Annotated in this window: 17 protein-coding genes; 9 read left to right on the top strand and 8 right to left on the bottom strand. The window is 72.8% G+C overall.

Features of this window, described 5'->3' with window-relative positions; all coding sequences use genetic code 11:
- Positions 1–2: 2 nt before the first annotated feature.
- Positions 3–965 carry a deoxyribose-phosphate aldolase gene (gene deoC, locus ACZ4XJ_RS16810; RefSeq protein ID WP_362879870.1) on the bottom strand — a complete coding sequence of 321 codons (963 nt, stop codon included), beginning with the start codon at positions 963–965 and terminating at the stop codon, positions 3–5.
- Positions 966–1,094: 129 nt separating this feature from the next.
- On the opposite strand from deoC, the gene ACZ4XJ_RS16805 reads away from it, so the two are divergent.
- The 3 genes from ACZ4XJ_RS16805 to ACZ4XJ_RS16795 are packed head-to-tail and all read left to right on the top strand — an operon-like array spanning position 1,095 to position 2,607.
- Entirely contained in the window at positions 1,095–1,721 is a 627-nt protein-coding gene (locus ACZ4XJ_RS16805; RefSeq protein ID WP_383995897.1) for a PH domain-containing protein, read from the top strand.
- A 39-nt stretch (positions 1,722–1,760) separates the two neighbouring features.
- Positions 1,761–2,327 (top strand): VanZ family protein, encoded by a 567-nt coding sequence (locus ACZ4XJ_RS16800; RefSeq protein ID WP_468496598.1) that lies wholly within the window; start codon positions 1,761–1,763, stop codon positions 2,325–2,327.
- Positions 2,328–2,379: 52 nt separating this feature from the next.
- Positions 2,380–2,607: a PspC domain-containing protein gene (locus ACZ4XJ_RS16795; RefSeq protein WP_468496597.1), complete on the top strand. Its 228-nt coding sequence runs from the start codon at positions 2,380–2,382 to the stop codon at positions 2,605–2,607.
- A gap of 13 nt (positions 2,608–2,620) precedes the next feature.
- Here ACZ4XJ_RS16795 and ACZ4XJ_RS16790 read toward each other — a convergent pair whose 3' ends face one another.
- From ACZ4XJ_RS16790 to ACZ4XJ_RS16780, 3 genes are all read right to left on the bottom strand, one after another.
- The gene (locus ACZ4XJ_RS16790) at positions 2,621–3,391 is read right to left on the bottom strand and encodes a hypothetical protein (protein ID WP_468496596.1); all 771 of its coding nucleotides are present in this window, start codon (positions 3,389–3,391) and stop codon (positions 2,621–2,623) included.
- A 124-nt stretch (positions 3,392–3,515) separates the two neighbouring features.
- Positions 3,516–3,779: a hypothetical protein gene (locus ACZ4XJ_RS16785; protein ID WP_362879837.1), complete on the bottom strand. Its 264-nt coding sequence runs from the start codon at positions 3,777–3,779 to the stop codon at positions 3,516–3,518.
- A gap of 139 nt (positions 3,780–3,918) precedes the next feature.
- A complete protein-coding gene (locus tag ACZ4XJ_RS16780) occupies positions 3,919–5,067 on the bottom strand; it encodes an adenosine deaminase (protein WP_362879836.1) in 1,149 nt (382 codons plus the stop codon).
- Between the two features lie 114 nt (positions 5,068–5,181).
- Between ACZ4XJ_RS16780 and ACZ4XJ_RS16775 the strand changes: the two genes are divergently transcribed.
- Both ACZ4XJ_RS16775 and ACZ4XJ_RS16770 read left to right on the top strand, forming a co-directional pair.
- Positions 5,182–5,901, top strand: coding sequence for an alpha/beta hydrolase (locus ACZ4XJ_RS16775; protein ID WP_383995911.1), 720 nt, complete (start codon positions 5,182–5,184; stop codon positions 5,899–5,901).
- 82 nt (positions 5,902–5,983) lie between these two features.
- Positions 5,984–6,355 (top strand): cupin domain-containing protein, encoded by a 372-nt coding sequence (locus tag ACZ4XJ_RS16770; protein WP_362879834.1) that lies wholly within the window; start codon positions 5,984–5,986, stop codon positions 6,353–6,355.
- Here the strand turns inward: ACZ4XJ_RS16770 and ACZ4XJ_RS16765 are convergent.
- Positions 6,331–7,602: an ATP-grasp domain-containing protein gene (locus ACZ4XJ_RS16765; protein ID WP_362879833.1), complete on the bottom strand. Its 1,272-nt coding sequence runs from the start codon at positions 7,600–7,602 to the stop codon at positions 6,331–6,333. The two genes, ACZ4XJ_RS16770 and ACZ4XJ_RS16765, sit on opposite strands and share 25 nt — an antisense overlap.
- Positions 7,603–7,788: 186 nt before the next feature.
- Here ACZ4XJ_RS16765 and ACZ4XJ_RS16760 point away from each other — a divergent pair, with 186 nt between their 5' ends.
- Positions 7,789–8,832 (top strand): helix-turn-helix transcriptional regulator, encoded by a 1,044-nt coding sequence (locus ACZ4XJ_RS16760; protein ID WP_468496595.1) that lies wholly within the window; start codon positions 7,789–7,791, stop codon positions 8,830–8,832.
- 27 nt (positions 8,833–8,859) lie between these two features.
- On the opposite strand, the gene ACZ4XJ_RS16755 is transcribed toward ACZ4XJ_RS16760, so the two are convergent.
- The gene (locus ACZ4XJ_RS16755) at positions 8,860–9,798 is read right to left on the bottom strand and encodes a LysR family transcriptional regulator (protein WP_362879831.1); all 939 of its coding nucleotides are present in this window, start codon (positions 9,796–9,798) and stop codon (positions 8,860–8,862) included.
- A gap of 98 nt (positions 9,799–9,896) precedes the next feature.
- Between ACZ4XJ_RS16755 and ACZ4XJ_RS16750 the strand changes: the two genes are divergently transcribed.
- The 3 genes from ACZ4XJ_RS16750 (at position 9,897) to ACZ4XJ_RS16740 (ending at position 13,154) form a co-directional block, all read left to right on the top strand.
- On the top strand, positions 9,897–11,213 hold the full coding sequence (locus tag ACZ4XJ_RS16750; RefSeq protein ID WP_362879830.1) for an MFS transporter: 1,317 nt from the start codon (positions 9,897–9,899) through the stop codon (positions 11,211–11,213).
- 144 nt (positions 11,214–11,357) lie between these two features.
- Positions 11,358–12,065, top strand: coding sequence for a L,D-transpeptidase family protein (locus ACZ4XJ_RS16745; RefSeq protein WP_362879829.1), 708 nt, complete (start codon positions 11,358–11,360; stop codon positions 12,063–12,065).
- Between the two features lie 84 nt (positions 12,066–12,149).
- Positions 12,150–13,154, top strand: coding sequence for a sigma-70 family RNA polymerase sigma factor (locus ACZ4XJ_RS16740; protein WP_468496594.1), 1,005 nt, complete (start codon positions 12,150–12,152; stop codon positions 13,152–13,154).
- Here ACZ4XJ_RS16740 and ACZ4XJ_RS16735 read toward each other — a convergent pair.
- Complete coding sequence (locus tag ACZ4XJ_RS16735; protein ID WP_468496759.1) at positions 13,050–13,376, bottom strand: STAS domain-containing protein; 327 nt, start codon at positions 13,374–13,376, stop codon at positions 13,050–13,052. The two genes, ACZ4XJ_RS16740 and ACZ4XJ_RS16735, sit on opposite strands and share 105 nt — an antisense overlap.
- Before the next feature lie 205 nt (positions 13,377–13,581).
- A complete protein-coding gene (locus tag ACZ4XJ_RS16730) occupies positions 13,582–14,859 on the bottom strand; it encodes a thymidine phosphorylase (RefSeq protein ID WP_468496593.1) in 1,278 nt (425 codons plus the stop codon).
- Positions 14,860–14,891: the final 32 nt, after the last annotated feature.

The raw sequence follows: 14,891 nt of genomic DNA, 5'->3' as shown, positions 1-14,891 counted from the left end.
GATCAGTCCACCGTCACGTAGTCGGGACCGGAGTAGCGTCCGGTGCTCAGCTTCTGGCGCTGCATGAGCAGGTCGTTCAGCAGGCTGGAGGCGCCGAAACGGAACCAGTGGTTGGACAGCCAGTCCGAACCGACGGTCTCGTTGACCAGGACCAGGAACTTGAGGGCGTCCTTGGTCGTGCGGATGCCACCGGCGGGCTTCACGCCGATCTGGATCCCGGTCTGCGCCTTGAAGTCGCGGACGGCTTCGAGCATGAGGAGCGTGTTGGCGGGGGTGGCGTTGACGCCGACCTTGCCGGTGGACGTCTTGATGAAGTCCGCGCCCGCGAGCATGCCGATCCAGGAGGCGCGGCGGATGTTGTCGTAGGTCGACAGCTCACCCGTCTCGAAGATCACCTTGAGTCGGGCGGCCGTGCCGTCCTCGCGGACGCAGGCCTCCTTGACCGCCTTGATCAGCTCGTACGTGTCCAGGTAGCGGCCGGCGAGGAAGGCGCCGCGGTCGATGACCATGTCGATCTCGTCGGCGCCGGCGGCGACGGCGTCACGGGTGTCGGCGATCTTCACGGGCAGGGCCGCGCGGCCCGCCGGGAAGGCGGTGGCGACGGAGGCGACCTTGACGTCGGCGCCGTTCAGGGCCGCCTTGGCGGTGGCCACCATGTCGGGGTAGACGCAGACCGCGGCGGTCATCGGCGTCGTGCGGTCGGTCGGGTCGGGGTGGACGGCCTTCGTGGACAGCGCCCGGACCTTGCCCGGGGTGTCAGCACCCTCAAGCGTCGTCAGGTCGATCATCGAGATGGCCAGGTCGATGGCGTACGCCTTGGCCGTCGTCTTGATCGAGCGGGTGCCGAGGGAGGCCGCGCGGGCCTCCAGGCCGACTGCGTCTACGCCGGGCAGCCCGTGCAGGAAGCGGCGCAGCGCGCTGTCGGACGTCGTCACGTCAGCGAATGCGGTGAGGGTGGTGGGCATGGTCACCAGGGGAGCATATCTACGCGCGTAGCTGCCTGTCACCCCCCACGGCGCACATATGGGCGTGAGATCCGTCATCGGTGCGGACGGCCGGTCGCGCTCGCGCGCGCGTACGGCACAATCGGCGGCATGACTACGCCCTCCCCCCACGAGCCGGTCTACGACGACCGCGTCTACCGCTCCCCCATGGCCGTCGTCAGCGGGGTGCTCATGCTCGCCGTGATCGCGTGGCTGTGCGGGGACGCCGTCGTGCGCGGCGAGGGCGCGACCCGCTGGATCGGACTGGCCGTCGCGCTGTTCGCGGTGCCGCTGACCGTGGCCTTCACCATCCGCCCGGCCGTCTTCGCCAACGACGACCGGATGCGGGTGCGCAACCCGTTCCGCGTCATCGAGCTGCCCTGGGCCGCCGTGGACGCGGTGCGCGCCGGGTACTCGGCGGAGGTCCTGGCCGAGGGCTCGAAGTACCAGCTCTGGTCGGTTCCGGTGTCGCTGCGCGAACGCAAGAAGGCCAGTCGACAGCTCAGCCGGCGCGAGGCGCTGAGCGGCCGGGGGCTGGAGAAGGACGCCGACAAGGCGGCGACGACACCGGAGCGGGCCGCGGCGGACAAGGTCATCGACGAGCTGCGCGAGCTCGCCGAGCGCGGGGCGGCGCGACCCGGCGCGCAGGGCTCCGTCAAGGTGACGTGGTCCTTCGAGGTCATCGCGCCGGCCGTCGCGGGAGTGGCGCTGCTGATCGTGCTGCTCGTCACGGGCTGAGGCGGAACCACCGCCACCGGGGGGCGCGTCCTCGCGGGTGTGCACCGTCATGAGGGCAGCGGCAGCGCCGCCACCGCCACACAGCTCCCGCTCCGGCCCCGAATCCTGAGCGGGGCCCTGCTGGCCGCGCATCTGGTCCTCGTGGCATGGCTGACCCTGCGTCCGCTGGACGTGCCCTGGGCCGCCGCCGCCAATCTGACCCCGCTGGAGGGGATCAGGGCGGACCTGGCGTACGGGCCGCTGGAGGCCGCCCGGCGGATGGGTGAGGGGCTGGCACTGCTGGCCCCGCTCGGGGTGCTGCTCCCGCTGGCCGGGGGGCGGCTCGCGCCCACGTCGTGGTCCGCGTGGTCCTCGTTGGCGAGGACGGCGGCCGCCGGCGTACTGGTCTCCCTCTCGATCGAGATGCTGCAGACGGCCGTCCCGGGGCAGGTCGTGGACGTGGATTCCGTGCTGCTGAACACCCTCGGCATGGTGCTCGCGCACCTGGCCGTCGTACCGGCCCTGCGGGCCAGGATGCGGCGGTCTCAGGGGCCCACCCCGAGAATTACCAGGGTCGGGCTCGGCCGCTGGACCGAGGTCCTTTCCGCGGTGCCGCGCGAGTATTGAGGCATCGCGCAGGGGATTCCCGGGGCGCGGTCACCCTACGAAGGAGAAAGCCATGAGCGCGATTGCCCGCCCCCGTGACGGACGGATGATCGGTGGCGTCTGCGCCGGTCTCGCGCGACGTTTCGGCATGAAGGCGAAGACGATGCGGATCATCTTCGTGGTCTCGTGCCTGCTGCCCGGCCCGCAGTTCCTGATCTACCTGGCGCTGTGGCTGCTGCTGCCCAACGAGAAGTACGGGACCGCGGGCGGCGCCGCCGGCGCCGCCGGCGCCGCCTGGTAGTCCGGCCGGCCGGTCAGCCGGCCTTGGCCACCTTCTCCAGTTGCTTGTCGGCGACCTCCTGCGGGACGGTCGCCTGCTGTCCGGCGCCGGCGACGTTGAGCGCCATCAGCCGTACGACGGTGTCGCCCTCGCGCACGACGACCAGGTGCACCTGGGCCGAGACCCCGCCGGCGGCCGCGATCGTGGTCCAGCTGACGCTCTCGTCCCCCGCGGTCCGGTACGGGACCGTCTTCACGTCCCGGTAGCTGCCGGTCTGCTTCTCCACCGTGGCGGCGAACCCCGTACCGCAGGCGGCGACGGCGTCGCGCAGGCGGGAGACGAGCCGCTTGGCGTCGCTCTCGGAGTAGGAACTGACGGAGGCGGACACGGCGAGGCCGACCTGCTTCTGGGAGCCGATGCCCCGGTTCACGGTCTCGCGCGCGGCCGGGTCGGGCTTGTCGCCCATGATGTCGGCCAGCGGCTGGCAGGCCTTCTTGTCGGCCTGCGGCTGTCCGTCGGGGGCGTTGGGGTTCTTGCCCTGCGCGGAGATCTGGTAGCCGGGCAGGTCGCCCTGGACGAGGACGGCCCGCTCCAGCCCGACGGGTGCGGCGGTCCCGGGCGCGGCGGAGCCGGACGCCGAAGCGCCGGGCGCACCCGGCGCGGGGGCGGCGGCGGAGCCCTTGGGGTCCGGGACCTTGCCGGACGCGGGGGAGTCGGCGCTGCTGCATCCGACCGCTGCCAGGAGCAGCGCGGGAAGCAGCGCGATCGTCGTCACCGGCATGGTGGATCGAGCCTTGATGCGCATGACGAAACCTCATACCCCGTACGTCGAGCGGCAGTTACGGGCGATCGTGGCACACCGCGCGGCGCGACGCACACCTCCTCGAAGAGGCGTGCGCCAGCCGTACACACGTGCGCGTCGCGGCAGGTCAGCCGCCGACGGGCAGACCGCCGGCGAGGGCCGGGAGGCCGCCGAGGAGACCGGTGACGGGGGCGGCGGGGTCGGACGACTCGCCCTGGTGGCCCTCCTGCGTCTGGTTGGTGACCGAGCTGGTGGCGCTGGTGACGGCGCCGAGGGCGTCCGTCAGGTTCGCGGCGGGCAGGCCGGCGGCGGAGGCGGTGCCGGCGGCACCCGCGGCGAGGGCGGCACCAATGACAGCGACACCGAGGGACTTGGCAGCAGACTGCTTCATGAAAGATCGTCCTTGCGACGGGGAATTGAGCGGCTCCGCAAACTAGTCACTTGAAACCCCCGACCGCAAACATCATCACATACGAGAAAGCGCCCGGGAATTGCCCCTCCCGGGCGCTTTCAGTACGTCATGCCGTGGCCTAGGCCGATACGGAACCGCTGGTCGAAGCCGTCTGACGGAACAGCCATTCCGACTTCAGCTCCGCGTAACCGGGCTTGATGACCTCGTTGATCATGGCCAGTCGTTCATCGAAAGGAATGAACGCGGACTTCATCGCATTGACGGTGAACCACTGCATGTCGTCGAGCGAATAACCGAAGGTGTCGATCAGGTGCTCGAACTCGCGGCTCATGCTGGTGCCGCTCATCAGCCGGTTGTCGGTGTTCACCGTGAGCCGGAAGTGCAGCTTGCGCAGCAGGCCGATCGGGTGCTCGGCGTACGAGGCGGCCGCGGCCGTCTGCAGGTTCGACGTCGGGCACATCTCCAGGGGGATGCGCTTGTCCCGGACGTACGAGGCCAGCCGGCCCAGGGTGACCGAACCGTCCTCGGCGACCTCGATGTCGTCGATGATCTTCACGCCGTGGCCGAGCCGGTCGGCGCCGCACCACTGCAGGGCCTGCCAGATCGAGGGCAGGCCGAAGGCCTCGCCCGCGTGGATCGTGAAGTGGTTGTTCTCGCGCTTGAGGTACTCGAAGGCGTCGAGGTGGCGGGTGGGAGGGAACCCGGCCTCGGCGCCGGCGATGTCGAAGCCGACCACGCCGTTGTCCCGGTAGCGGTTCGCCAGCTCGGCGATCTCCAGCGCTCGGGCCGCGTGGCGCATCGCGGTGAGCAGGGCGCCGACGCGGATGCGGTGGCCGTTGGCCTTCGCCCGGCGCTCGCCCTCGCGGAAGCCGTCGTTCACGGCCTCGACGACCTCTTCGAGGGTCAGGCCGGCCTCCAGGTGCTGCTCGGGGGCGTAGCGGACCTCGGCGTACACGACGCCGTCCTCGGCCAGGTCCTCGGCGCACTCGGCGGCGACCCGGAAGAGCGCCTCCTTCGTCTGCATGACGGCGCAGGTGTGCGCGAACGTCTCCAGGTAGCGCGGGAGGGAGCCGGAGTCGGCGGCTTCGCGGAACCAGACGCCGAGCTTGTCGGCGTCGGTCTCGGGGAGGCTCTCGTAGCCGACCTCGCGGGCCAGCTCGATGATGGTCCCGGGGCGCAGCCCACCGTCGAGGTGGTCGTGCAGGAGCACCTTCGGGGAGCGGCGGATCTGGTCCGGCGTGGGCAGGGTGGGGGTGTCGCTCGTCATCTGGGCACTCTAGCTCCTACGCGCGTAGAGCGTAGCCCCGGCAACGGTCGCCGATATGTAACAGTGACCGTCCGGACGGGTGGCGTACACCTGGCGGTCTGAGACTGTTCCGCCATGGCACAGCATGCGCCGCCGGCGCGCGGGGCCCGCCTGGGGCGGCCCGCCGGAGCGAACGGTTCGGTTTCCACGGTCAGTGGTGTGGTGCTCCTGCTCCCCGGGGCGTCCAGATTCTCCCCCGGCCCGCTGCGGCCGCTCGCGCGGGCGTTGGCCCGGGCGGGCGGGACGGACGGGCTGGTCGCGCACACCGTCCAGCACGGTTCGGGGCCGCAGGAGGAGGCCGCCGACTGGGCGGCGGACGAGGCCCTGAGACGGTACGGGGACGTCCCGGTGTGCCTGGCCGGGTACGGGGCGGGCGGCCGGACGGCGCTGCGCGCGGGCGGCCACGGGGCCGTCAACACCGTGCTGGCGCTGGCCCCTTGCCTCGGGGACGCGGGCGCGGAGGGCTCCCCCGAACCGGTGAAGCACCTCGCGGGGCGCCAGGTGCTGATCGTGCACGGCACGAACGACGCGCGCAGCGACCCGGAGTCCTCCTTCCTGTTGGCGGCGCGGGCGAAGAAGGCGAACCGTTCCACCTGCCGGTTCGAGGTGCACTCCGATGGGCACGGGCTGCGCGAGCACCAAGCAGAAGTGGTCGCCCTCGGGGTGGACTTCGTGCTGGGCGCCATGGTGTCGGGGCGGTACTCGCGGCCGGTCACGGACGCACTGGCGGCGCCGCCGCCGCTGGGTCTGCGGATGCCGCTGGCCTCCGGCTTCGGCCGCTCCTTGCGGGGCTGACCGGGCCCGCCCCGGGCGGTGGCGGGCGCGTAGGGTGAGAAGTGGACTCGGGGCACTCCTCACCGGGAGGCGGCGACGCGTCATGGCCGGACTGGTGCGCAGGAACTTCGACAGCGCCGACGAGACCCGGCCGTTCCGGGACGCCACGGGCCGGCTGGACCTGCTGATGACGAACGGCGGGCCGGTCGGCCGCGCGGTGTTCGAGCCGGGATGGCACTGGACGGAACACGTCGGCCCGCTGGTCGGCACGGACCGTTGCACGGCGGCGCACACGGGGTACGTGGTGAGCGGCCGGATGAAGATCGTGATGGACGACGGGGCGAGCACCGAGTACGGCGCCGGTGACTTCATGGAGGTCGCGCCGGGACACGACGCCTGGGTCGTGGGCGACGAGGCGTGCGTGGTCCTGGACTGGACGGGGTTCGGGGACTACGCGAAGCCGCGGTCGGGCTGACGCGGCGGCCGGCAGGGCCGCCCCGGCGCCGGGTCCCGGGGGTCGCGGGTGAGGAGGTCGGCGGCGTCGTCGAGGGTGCTCCTCAGTAACGCGGCCGTCGGGGCGGTGGCCAGGAGGTGGGCGTGGTGGTGGCCGCCCGTCGGGGCGGTGCGGACCACCATGTCCGGCGGCACCGTGAGCCGCGCCCGGACCACGCCGGGCACGGCGCGGGCCGCCGCGAGGCGGGGGCCCGCCTCGGCCAGTCTGCGGCCGGGCGGGAAGTCCACGTAGCGCAGGCCCGCGTGGGCCTCCCGGGGGCGGCGCGGCGGCTCCGGGAGGCCGAGGCCGGCGGCGAGCGCGAGGGCGAGGACGTCGGTGCCGTGCGCGAGGCGCAGCAGCTGGGTCAGTTCCTCGGAGCCGGGTCGGGCGTGTGCCTCGACCAGGCGGGGGCCGCGCGGGGTGAGCACGACCTCCGTGTGGGAGGGGCCGTCGTGATGGCCGGTGAGGTCCAGGACGCCGCGCACGAGGGCCCGTACGGCCTCGGCGGTGGCCCGGTCGAGGGCGACGGGCAGGTCGTGGCCGGCGGCGGTGAGGCCGGCGCCGGGGCCCGGGAGCCGGCGGGTCCAGCCGAGGACGCGGTGCCGGCCCCCGCGGGAGAGCGCCTCCACCGCGAGTTCGGGGCCTTCCAGGTACTCCTCGACCAGCAGGTCGGTGATCTCCGGGTAGTGCGGGGCGGCGGCCTCCGCGGCGGCGGCGTCGCCGACGAGGCGTACGCCCTCCCCGTCGGCGCCCGCGCGGGGCTTGATGACGCAGGGGTATCCGATGAGGGTGGTGAGGAACGGGATCAGCGCGGCCCGGCCGCAGCGGGCGAAGGAGACCGGCCGGGCGGGGTGCAGGGCGTTGGAGCGGGCGCGGAGGGCGGCCTTGTCCATGAGGGCGGTGACGGCGGTGGTGGGGGTCCCCGGCAGGCCGAGGGCCTCGTTGGCGCGGGCGGCGGCCAGGGTCGCGGCGGGGCCGAAGCCGAAGACGCGGGCCCGGCCGGCGCGGACCTCCGCCAGTCGGCCGACCTCCGCGACGAGGCGGGGGTGGTCGCGCCAGTCCGTCCGTACCCGCCGCTCCGCCCCCTCACGGTCGGATGGCACCGACGGATCCGGCGCGACCACCACGGTGCGCGCGCCCGCGCGGCGGGCGGCGGCAACCTCGGCGGGACGCGGGCTGAGCAGGACGGCCAAGGGTTGGTGCCGTTGGTCGGTCGGTCCTTGCCGCATCCCGCGCTCCCCCCGTCACGCCGTGCCCCCACTGTGCCGGTTCGGCATATGCCGGAAGCGGCCGCGCACGCGTCGAGTTGCCGCCTTGCGGGAACACGAGGGGTTTATAAACGGTCACATGCAGGGACGAATACGCATATGCCAGCCGCTACCGACGGAGACGACGGGGTCGATGAGGTCGATGGGGTGAACGGGACCGAGGGCCTCCCCGGGGGGCGAGGGCAGCACGCGGACCACCGGGACCACGGGGGCGAGCTGACGCCCGCCGCGCGGCGGCTGTACGCGTACGCCGTCGAGCGCCGCGCCTTCACGGCGGCGGAGGCCGGCGCGGCGCTGGGCGCCCGGGCCGGCGCGGCGATCACCGAGCTGGCGGCGGCGCAGCTGCTCCAGCGGGCCCCGGGCGAGGGGCCGGAGCGGTGGAGCGCGGTGGCGCCCCGGGCGGCGGCGGCCCGGGTCCTGGCCCCGCTGGCGCTGCGCGTACGGGAGACCCATGACGAGATGGACCGGCTGCGCGGGCGGCTGGAGTCGCTGGTGCCGGCGTACGAGGCGGGGGCGGCGTACCGGGAGCTGAGCGGCTCGGGACATCTGGAACTCGTGACGGACCTGGGCGCGGTGCGCGGGCTGATCACCGAGCTGGTGGCGGGGTGCGAGCGGGAGCTGTTGACCTCACAGCCGGGCGGGGGGCGGCCGTTGGAGACGCTGGAGGACGCGGTCGGGCGGGACGAGTCGCTGCTGACGCGCGGGGTGCGGATGCGCACGATCTACCAGCACACGGCCCGCTACTCGCGGCCGACGGCGGCGTACGTGGAGCGGGTGACGGCGCTGGGCGCGCAGGTGCGCACGCTCGGCGACGGGCTGATGCGGATGCTGATCTTCGACCAGCACACGGGGTTGATGGCGGTGCCGGACCGCAGCGGGGCGGCGCTGGTGGTGCGGGAGCCGAACGTCGTGCACTTCATGACGGCGGCCTTCGAGCGGTCCTGGTTGGGGGCCGAGCCGTTCCCGACGACGGTGAGCCCGGACGCGGCGCGGTCGATCTCGGACGAGCTGCGGCAGACGATCGTGCGGCTGCTGTCGGAGGGGCTGGAGGACAAGGTGATCGCGCGCCGCCTCGGCATGTCGGAGCGGACCTGTCAGCGGCACATCGCGGAGATCATGCGGGCCGTGGGCGCCAAGTCCCGCTTCCAGGCAGGGTACTTGCTCTCCCAGACGGCGGGGTCGCCGCCGTAGGCCGCGCCGGTCGGACCGGCGGGCCGGTCAGGGCAGGGGTTCCGGTTCCGCGATCAGGCGGCCGCGGCGGGACAGCAGGAAGCGCTTGAACTCCGCGACCGGCGGGGTGTCGGGGTGCCCGTCGAGCCAGGCGACGCCGATCTCCCGCACCGCGCGCGGGGCCGTGACCGTCAGCTCGACCACGCCCGGCCGGGGCACCGCCGGCGGGGGCAGCAGGGCCACGCCGAGGCCGGCCGCGACGAGGCCGCGCAGGGTTTCGGCCTCCTCGCCCTCGAAGGCCACCTTGGGGACGAAGCCGGCCTCCGCGCACAGGTCGTCGGTGATGCGGCGCAGGCCGTAGCCCGCCTCCAGGGTGACGAAGGTTTCCTCGGCGGCCTCGGCGAGCCGGACCCGCTTGCGCCCGGCGAGGCGGTGGTCGTCCGGCACGACCAGGCGCAGCCGCTGCTCGTCGAGCCGGCGGGCCACCAGGTCGGGGGCGTCCGGCAGTGGCGAGGTCAGGCAGAGGTCCAACTCACCGGCCCGGAGCTTCTCCAGCATGGCCTCGCCGTAGTTCTGCACGAGGGAGAACCGCACCCGGGGGTGGTCGGCCCGGAAGGCCCGGATCAGGCCCGGCACGGTCTCGGGTCCCAGGGTGTGCAGGAACCCGAACGCGACCTTCCCGAAGGCCGGGTCGGCGTCCTGCTGTACGGATTCGGCGGCGCGCGCGATCCCTTCGAGGGCCTGCTCGGCGGAGGCGAGGAAGGTCCGACCGGCCGTGGTGAGGGCGACGGTACGGCCCTTGCGGGCGAACAGCGTGACGCCCAGATCCTGTTCGAGGCGGACCATGGCGCGCGACAGGGTGGACTGCGGAACGCCCAGTTCGTGCGCGGCGCGCGTGACGTGCTCGTGCCGGGCGACGGCGACGAAATGGGCGAGCCGGGGGGCCAGCTGACGTGTCACGGCCATGTCTTCTTCGTAACGGTTCATTGACATCCGCCGCCCTGAGCTGTGGTGATGCGTGAGTGGATCGATTATGGCGAATCTGTGCATTGGACGCATGAAAAAGGCGGGCCTACGGTCGTCGTATGCCTCCCGCTCATACCGGGGCACCCGTCACCTCGGGTGCCTCCACCCTGTCGTCCCCGCTCCCGCCCGCTCCCGGCACCTCCGCCGACGCCACGGACGGGCCCCTCTCCCCCGGCCGCCCCGGCTACCGCCGGATGAGCCTGGCGCTCTTCGCCGCGGGACTGGCGACCTTCGCCCTCCTCTACTCCACCCAGGCCCTGCTGCCCGCGATCTCCGGCGGGTTGGGCGTGACGGCGGGTCAGGCCAGCTGGACGGTGTCCGCGGCCACCGGCGCCCTCGCCCTGTTCGTCCTGCCGCTCAGCGCGCTGTCCGAGCGGTTCGGCCGGACCCGGATGATGACCTGGTCGATGGTGCTCGCCGTCGGCGTCGGCCTGCTGGTGCCGTTCGCGCCGAACCTGGAGTGGCTGGTGGTGCTCCGCGCGGTGCAGGGCGCCGCGATCGCCGGCATCCCGGCCTCCGCGATGGCCTACCTGGCGGAGGAGGTCCGGCCCAAGGCGCTGGTCGGCGCGATCGGCCTGTTCGTGGCGGGCAACTCCATCGGCGGGATGAGCGGGCGCATCGTGACCGGCTGGGCGGCGCAGCTGTGGGGATGGCGGGTCGGGCTGTTGAGCGTCGCCCTGATGGCGCTGGCCTGCGCGGTGGCCTTCCTGATGCTGCTGCCCCGGGCCCGGTTCTTCCGGCCGGCGTCGCTGAACCCGCGCGCGGTGGGACGTACCGTCACCGGGCACCTGCGCGATCCGCTGCTGCTGCGGCTGTACGGGATCGGCGCGCTGTTCATGACCGTCTTCGGCGCGGTCTACACGGTGATCGGCTTCCGGTTGGTGGACGCGCCGTTCTCGCTGGGTCAGGGCGTCGTCGGATCGGTGTTCCTGGTCTACCTGGTCGGTACAGTCTCCTCGGCGGCCGCCGGGAAGCTGGTCGCCCGCACCGGGCGGCGCGGCGCGCTGTACCTGGCCGTCACGACGACGGCCCTGGGCCTGCTGCTGTCGCTGGCCGACTCGTTGGCCGCGATCCTGGTGGGTCTGGTGCTGATCACGGCGGGCTTCTTCGCCGGCCACGCGGTGGCCTCCGCGGCGGTGAGCCGGACGGCGCGGACGGGCCGCGCACAGGCCTCCGCGCTCTACCAGTCCGCGTACTACCTGGGCTCCAGCGCGGGCGGCACGTTGGGCGCGCTGGCCTACCACGCCTCGGGGTGGGCGGCCACGGTAGGCATCGCGCTGCTGGCGGTGGTGGGCGTCGCCTCGATCACCCTGTACGGGTCCCACGCGGCCCGCGTCGAGCGGCGGATCCCGCTGTCGGCGGCGACCGCCCGCTGAGACGGGAGGTCCAGGAGGGGCCAGGAGGAGACAAAAGGGGTTCCGGTGCGGTCGGCGCCGGGAAATCCCAGGTCGTTACACAACTTCCCCTGTCCTTGCGCGCACCCGTGCCCCAAGATGCGGTGCAGGACAAGGGGAGGGTGAATGGCCGCGATACGCACGCGTGCGAAAAAACGGGCAGCAGTGGTGTTCGGCGGGGCGTTGGCACTGGCCGCGCCCCTGGTGGTCGCGGGCGGCGGGGCGGCGCAGGCCGCTTCCTGCAACGTGACCACGGGGCCGTACCAGCGGCAGGTGGAACAGTTCCTGGGCAGGCCGGTGGACGGCGTCCAGTCGGCGGCCGACTGCAGTGCCATCCAGTCGTTCCAGGCCGCCCACGGGATAACCCCCACGGCGGGGTACGCGGGGCCGCTGACCTGGCAGACGATGAACACGATGCTGGCCCAGCGGGCGGCCGGGAAGAACCCGAACGCCGACCGCAAGTGCCCGACCAATCTGGGGCGGATCGCCTGCGTCGACCTGACCCGGCAACTGACCTGGATCCAGGACGGCGCGACGCTCAAGTACGGGCCGGTGCCCGTGCGCACCGGCAAGGCCGAGACCCCGACGCGGACCGGCCTGAAGAAGATCTACTACCGCAGCATCAACCACTGGTCGACGCTCTACAACGTCGCGATGCCGTACTCGCAGTTCTTCGACGGCGGGATCGCCTTCCACTCCACGCCCAAGAGCATGTGGAACCCCCCGGGTTCGGGCGGCTGCGTCAACATGACCACCGCCGACGCCAAGGCGTACTGGAGCATGCTGACCAACGGCGAGGACGTGTACGTGTACGGGCGCAAGCCCGGAACCTGACCCACCGGGCCGCTCGCGGCTGCCGTTGTCGGTGCCCTCGGGTAGTTTCCGAAGCATCGGAATCCTTCTGGGGAAACGGCAGCCATGAGCGACCTCGCTACGACACCACCGGAAGCGGACCTCGACGCCGCGATGGACCGCTACCGGGTGGAACTGACCGGATACTGCTACCGGATGCTCGGCTCGGCCTTCGACGCCGAGGACGCCGTGCAGGACACGTACATCCGCGCCTGGCGCGGCTTCGACAAGTTCGAGGGCCGTTCCTCGCTGCGCTCGTGGTTGTACCGGATCGCCACGAACGTCTGCCTGGACCTGCTGAGCGCGGGGAACAAGCGGGCCCGTCCGATGGACCTCACCGCCCCGCAGCACCAGGCCTCCGCCGTGCTCAACGAGCGGTCCGAGGTGACCTGGCTGGAGCCGGTGCCCGACGGCCGGGTGCTGCCGCAGACCGCCGACCCGGCGGAGATGGCGCTGGCCAAGGAGTCCGTCCGGCTGGCGTTCGTCGCGGCCCTCCAGCACCTGCCGGCCAAGCAGCGGGCCGTGCTGATCCTGCGCGAGGTGCTGGCCTGGAAGGCCGACGAGGTCGCCCTGCTCCTGGACACCACGGTGGCCTCGGTGAACAGCGCGCTCCAGCGGGCCCGGGCGACGCTGGCCGGACGCAGGATCCAGGAGAGCGAGGCGGCGGACCCGCTGGACGGGGAGCAGGCGAAGCTGCTGGAGCAGTACCTGTCCGCCTTCGAGGCGTACGACATCTCCCGCCTCACCGCCCTGCTCCACGAGGACGCGGTGCTGTCGATGCCGCCGTTCGACCTGTGGCTCCAGGGGCACGCGGACATCGCGGCGTGGCACCTGGGCCAGGGCATCGGCTGCAAGGGCTCCCGCCTGGTCCCGACGACGGCGAACGGCATGCCGGCGTTCGGCCAGTACCGGCCGGACCCCTCGGGCAAGGGGCACACGCCGTGGGCGCTCCAGGTGCTGGAGGTCTCAGGGGGGCGGATCGTCGGGCTGAACGCGTTCCTGGACACCGCCCGGTGGTTCCCGCTGTTCGGGCTCCCCGAGCAGCTCGACGAGACCGACGAGGCGCAGTAGGCCGCGCAGCCGCGGGCCCGCTCCGGTGATGCGGAACGGCCGGTCCCGGGCGGTGAGCCGCAGCCGGGCCAGGGCCTCGACGGCGCCCAGGCCCGGGGCGGTGACGGCCTCGGCGTCGCACACCACCGCGGCCGCGCCGGCCTCGTACAGCAGCTCCAGGCGGGCGCACAGCCCCGCCACGTCCTGCGGGGCCGGTCCGGGGCCGGGCAGGACGAGTCGCATGATCTCCACGCAGGGGTGACTGCCGGGCCCGACCGAACTCATCGCCGCCGGGCGCTCAGGTCACGGCGCGGGGTTCGTCGGCCCCTGCTGTGCGGTGCGTGCGCTCATGGTGTCGCTCATCGAGCTGTTGACACCGAGCCCAGCATGGCGAAACGGGACCGGTGGGCGTCCACCGGTCCCATTCACCCGTACGGGAAGCCGCAGGTCAGGCGATGCGGTCCAGGACGATCGGCGTGGCGGAGAACGCCGTGCCGGCCGGGGCCACGTCGTAGGAGCCCTCCAGGGAGGCGAGGGCGTACTCGAACTTCTCCGGGGTGTCCGTGTGCAGGGTCATCAGGGGCTGGCCCGCGGTGACGGTGTCGCCCGGCTTGGCGTGCAGCTCGATGCCGGCGCCGGCCTGGACCGGGTCCTCCTTGCGGGCGCGGCCCGCGCCCAGCCGCCAGGCGCCGACGCCGACGGCGTACGCGTCGAGGCGGGTCAGGACGCCCGAGGCGGAGGCGGTGACGACGTGCCGCTCACGGGCGACGGGCAGGGCCGCGTCCGGGTCGCCGCCCTGGGCGGAGATCATCCGGCGCCACACGTCCATCGCGGAACCGTCCGCCAGGGCCTTCGCCGGGTCGGCGTCCTTGATCCCGGCCGCGTCGAGCATCTCGCGGGCCAGCGCCAGGGTCAGCTCGACGACGTCGGAGGGGCCGCCGCCGGCGAGGACCTCGACGGACTCGCGGATCTCCAGGGCGTTGCCGGCGGTCAGGCCGAGCGGCGTGGACATGTCGGTGAGCAGGGCGATCGTCTTGACGCCGCTGTCGGTGCCGAGGGCCACCATCGTGGAGGCGAGCTCCCGCGCGTCCTCGATGTTCTTCATGAAGGCGCCGGAGCCGACCTTGACGTCGAGGACGAGCGAGCCCGTGCCCTCGGCGATCTTCTTCGACATGATCGAGGAGGCGATCAGCGGGATGGCCTCGACGGTACCGGTGACGTCGCGCAGGGCGTAGAGCTTCTTGTCGGCGGGGGCCAGGCCGTCGCCGGCCGCGCAGATGACGGCGCCGGTGGTGTCGAGGACGTTCAGCATCTCCTCGTTGGACAGCAGCGCGCGCCAGCCGGGGATGGACTCCAGCTTGTCCAGGGTGCCGCCGGTGTGGCCCAGGCCGCGGCCCGACAGCTGCGGTACGGCCGCGCCGCAGGCGGCGACGAGCGGGGCGAGCGGGAGGGTGATCTTGTCGCCGACGCCGCCGGTGGAGTGCTTGTCGGCGGTCGGGCGGGAGAGGGAGTCGAAGTTCATCCGCTCGCCGGAGGCGATCATCGCGGCGGTCCAGCGGGCGATCTCGGCCCGGTTCATGCCGTTCAACAGGATGGCCATCGCCAGCGCCGACATCTGCTCGTCGGCGACGACACCGCGCGTGTACGCGTCGATGACCCAGTCGATCTGCTCGGGGCTCAGCTCACCGCGGTCCCGCTTGGTCCGGATGACGGAGATGACGTCCATGAGGTGACTTCCTTCTACGCGCATAGAGATGA

The organism is Streptomyces sp. NPDC029836 (assembly GCF_055574495.1).
This window is presented reverse-complemented; position numbering and strand designations above follow the sequence as displayed.

Bases quoted from the DNA above. Each gene is read 5' to 3' on its own strand.
- deoC (WP_362879870.1), bottom strand. From the start codon at position 965: ATGCCCACCACCCTCACCGCATTCGCTGACGTGACGACGTCCGACAGC.
- ACZ4XJ_RS16805 (WP_383995897.1), top strand. From the start codon at position 1,095: ATGACTACGCCCTCCCCCCACGAGCCGGTCTACGACGACCGCGTCTAC.
- ACZ4XJ_RS16795 (WP_468496597.1), top strand. From the start codon at position 2,380: ATGAGCGCGATTGCCCGCCCCCGTGACGGACGGATGATCGGTGGCGTC.
- ACZ4XJ_RS16790 (WP_468496596.1), bottom strand. From the start codon at position 3,391: ATGCGCATCAAGGCTCGATCCACCATGCCGGTGACGACGATCGCGCTG.
- ACZ4XJ_RS16785 (WP_362879837.1), bottom strand. From the start codon at position 3,779: ATGAAGCAGTCTGCTGCCAAGTCCCTCGGTGTCGCTGTCATTGGTGCC.
- ACZ4XJ_RS16780 (WP_362879836.1), bottom strand. From the start codon at position 5,067: ATGACGAGCGACACCCCCACCCTGCCCACGCCGGACCAGATCCGCCGC.
- ACZ4XJ_RS16775 (WP_383995911.1), top strand. From the start codon at position 5,182: ATGGCACAGCATGCGCCGCCGGCGCGCGGGGCCCGCCTGGGGCGGCCC.
- ACZ4XJ_RS16770 (WP_362879834.1), top strand. From the start codon at position 5,984: ATGGCCGGACTGGTGCGCAGGAACTTCGACAGCGCCGACGAGACCCGG.
- ACZ4XJ_RS16765 (WP_362879833.1), bottom strand. From the start codon at position 7,602: ATGCGGCAAGGACCGACCGACCAACGGCACCAACCCTTGGCCGTCCTG.
- ACZ4XJ_RS16755 (WP_362879831.1), bottom strand. From the start codon at position 9,798: ATGAACCGTTACGAAGAAGACATGGCCGTGACACGTCAGCTGGCCCCC.
- ACZ4XJ_RS16750 (WP_362879830.1), top strand. From the start codon at position 9,897: ATGCCTCCCGCTCATACCGGGGCACCCGTCACCTCGGGTGCCTCCACC.
- ACZ4XJ_RS16745 (WP_362879829.1), top strand. From the start codon at position 11,358: ATGGCCGCGATACGCACGCGTGCGAAAAAACGGGCAGCAGTGGTGTTC.
- ACZ4XJ_RS16740 (WP_468496594.1), top strand. From the start codon at position 12,150: ATGAGCGACCTCGCTACGACACCACCGGAAGCGGACCTCGACGCCGCG.
- ACZ4XJ_RS16735 (WP_468496759.1), bottom strand. From the start codon at position 13,376: ATGCGACTCGTCCTGCCCGGCCCCGGACCGGCCCCGCAGGACGTGGCG.
- ACZ4XJ_RS16730 (WP_468496593.1), bottom strand. From the start codon at position 14,859: ATGGACGTCATCTCCGTCATCCGGACCAAGCGGGACCGCGGTGAGCTG.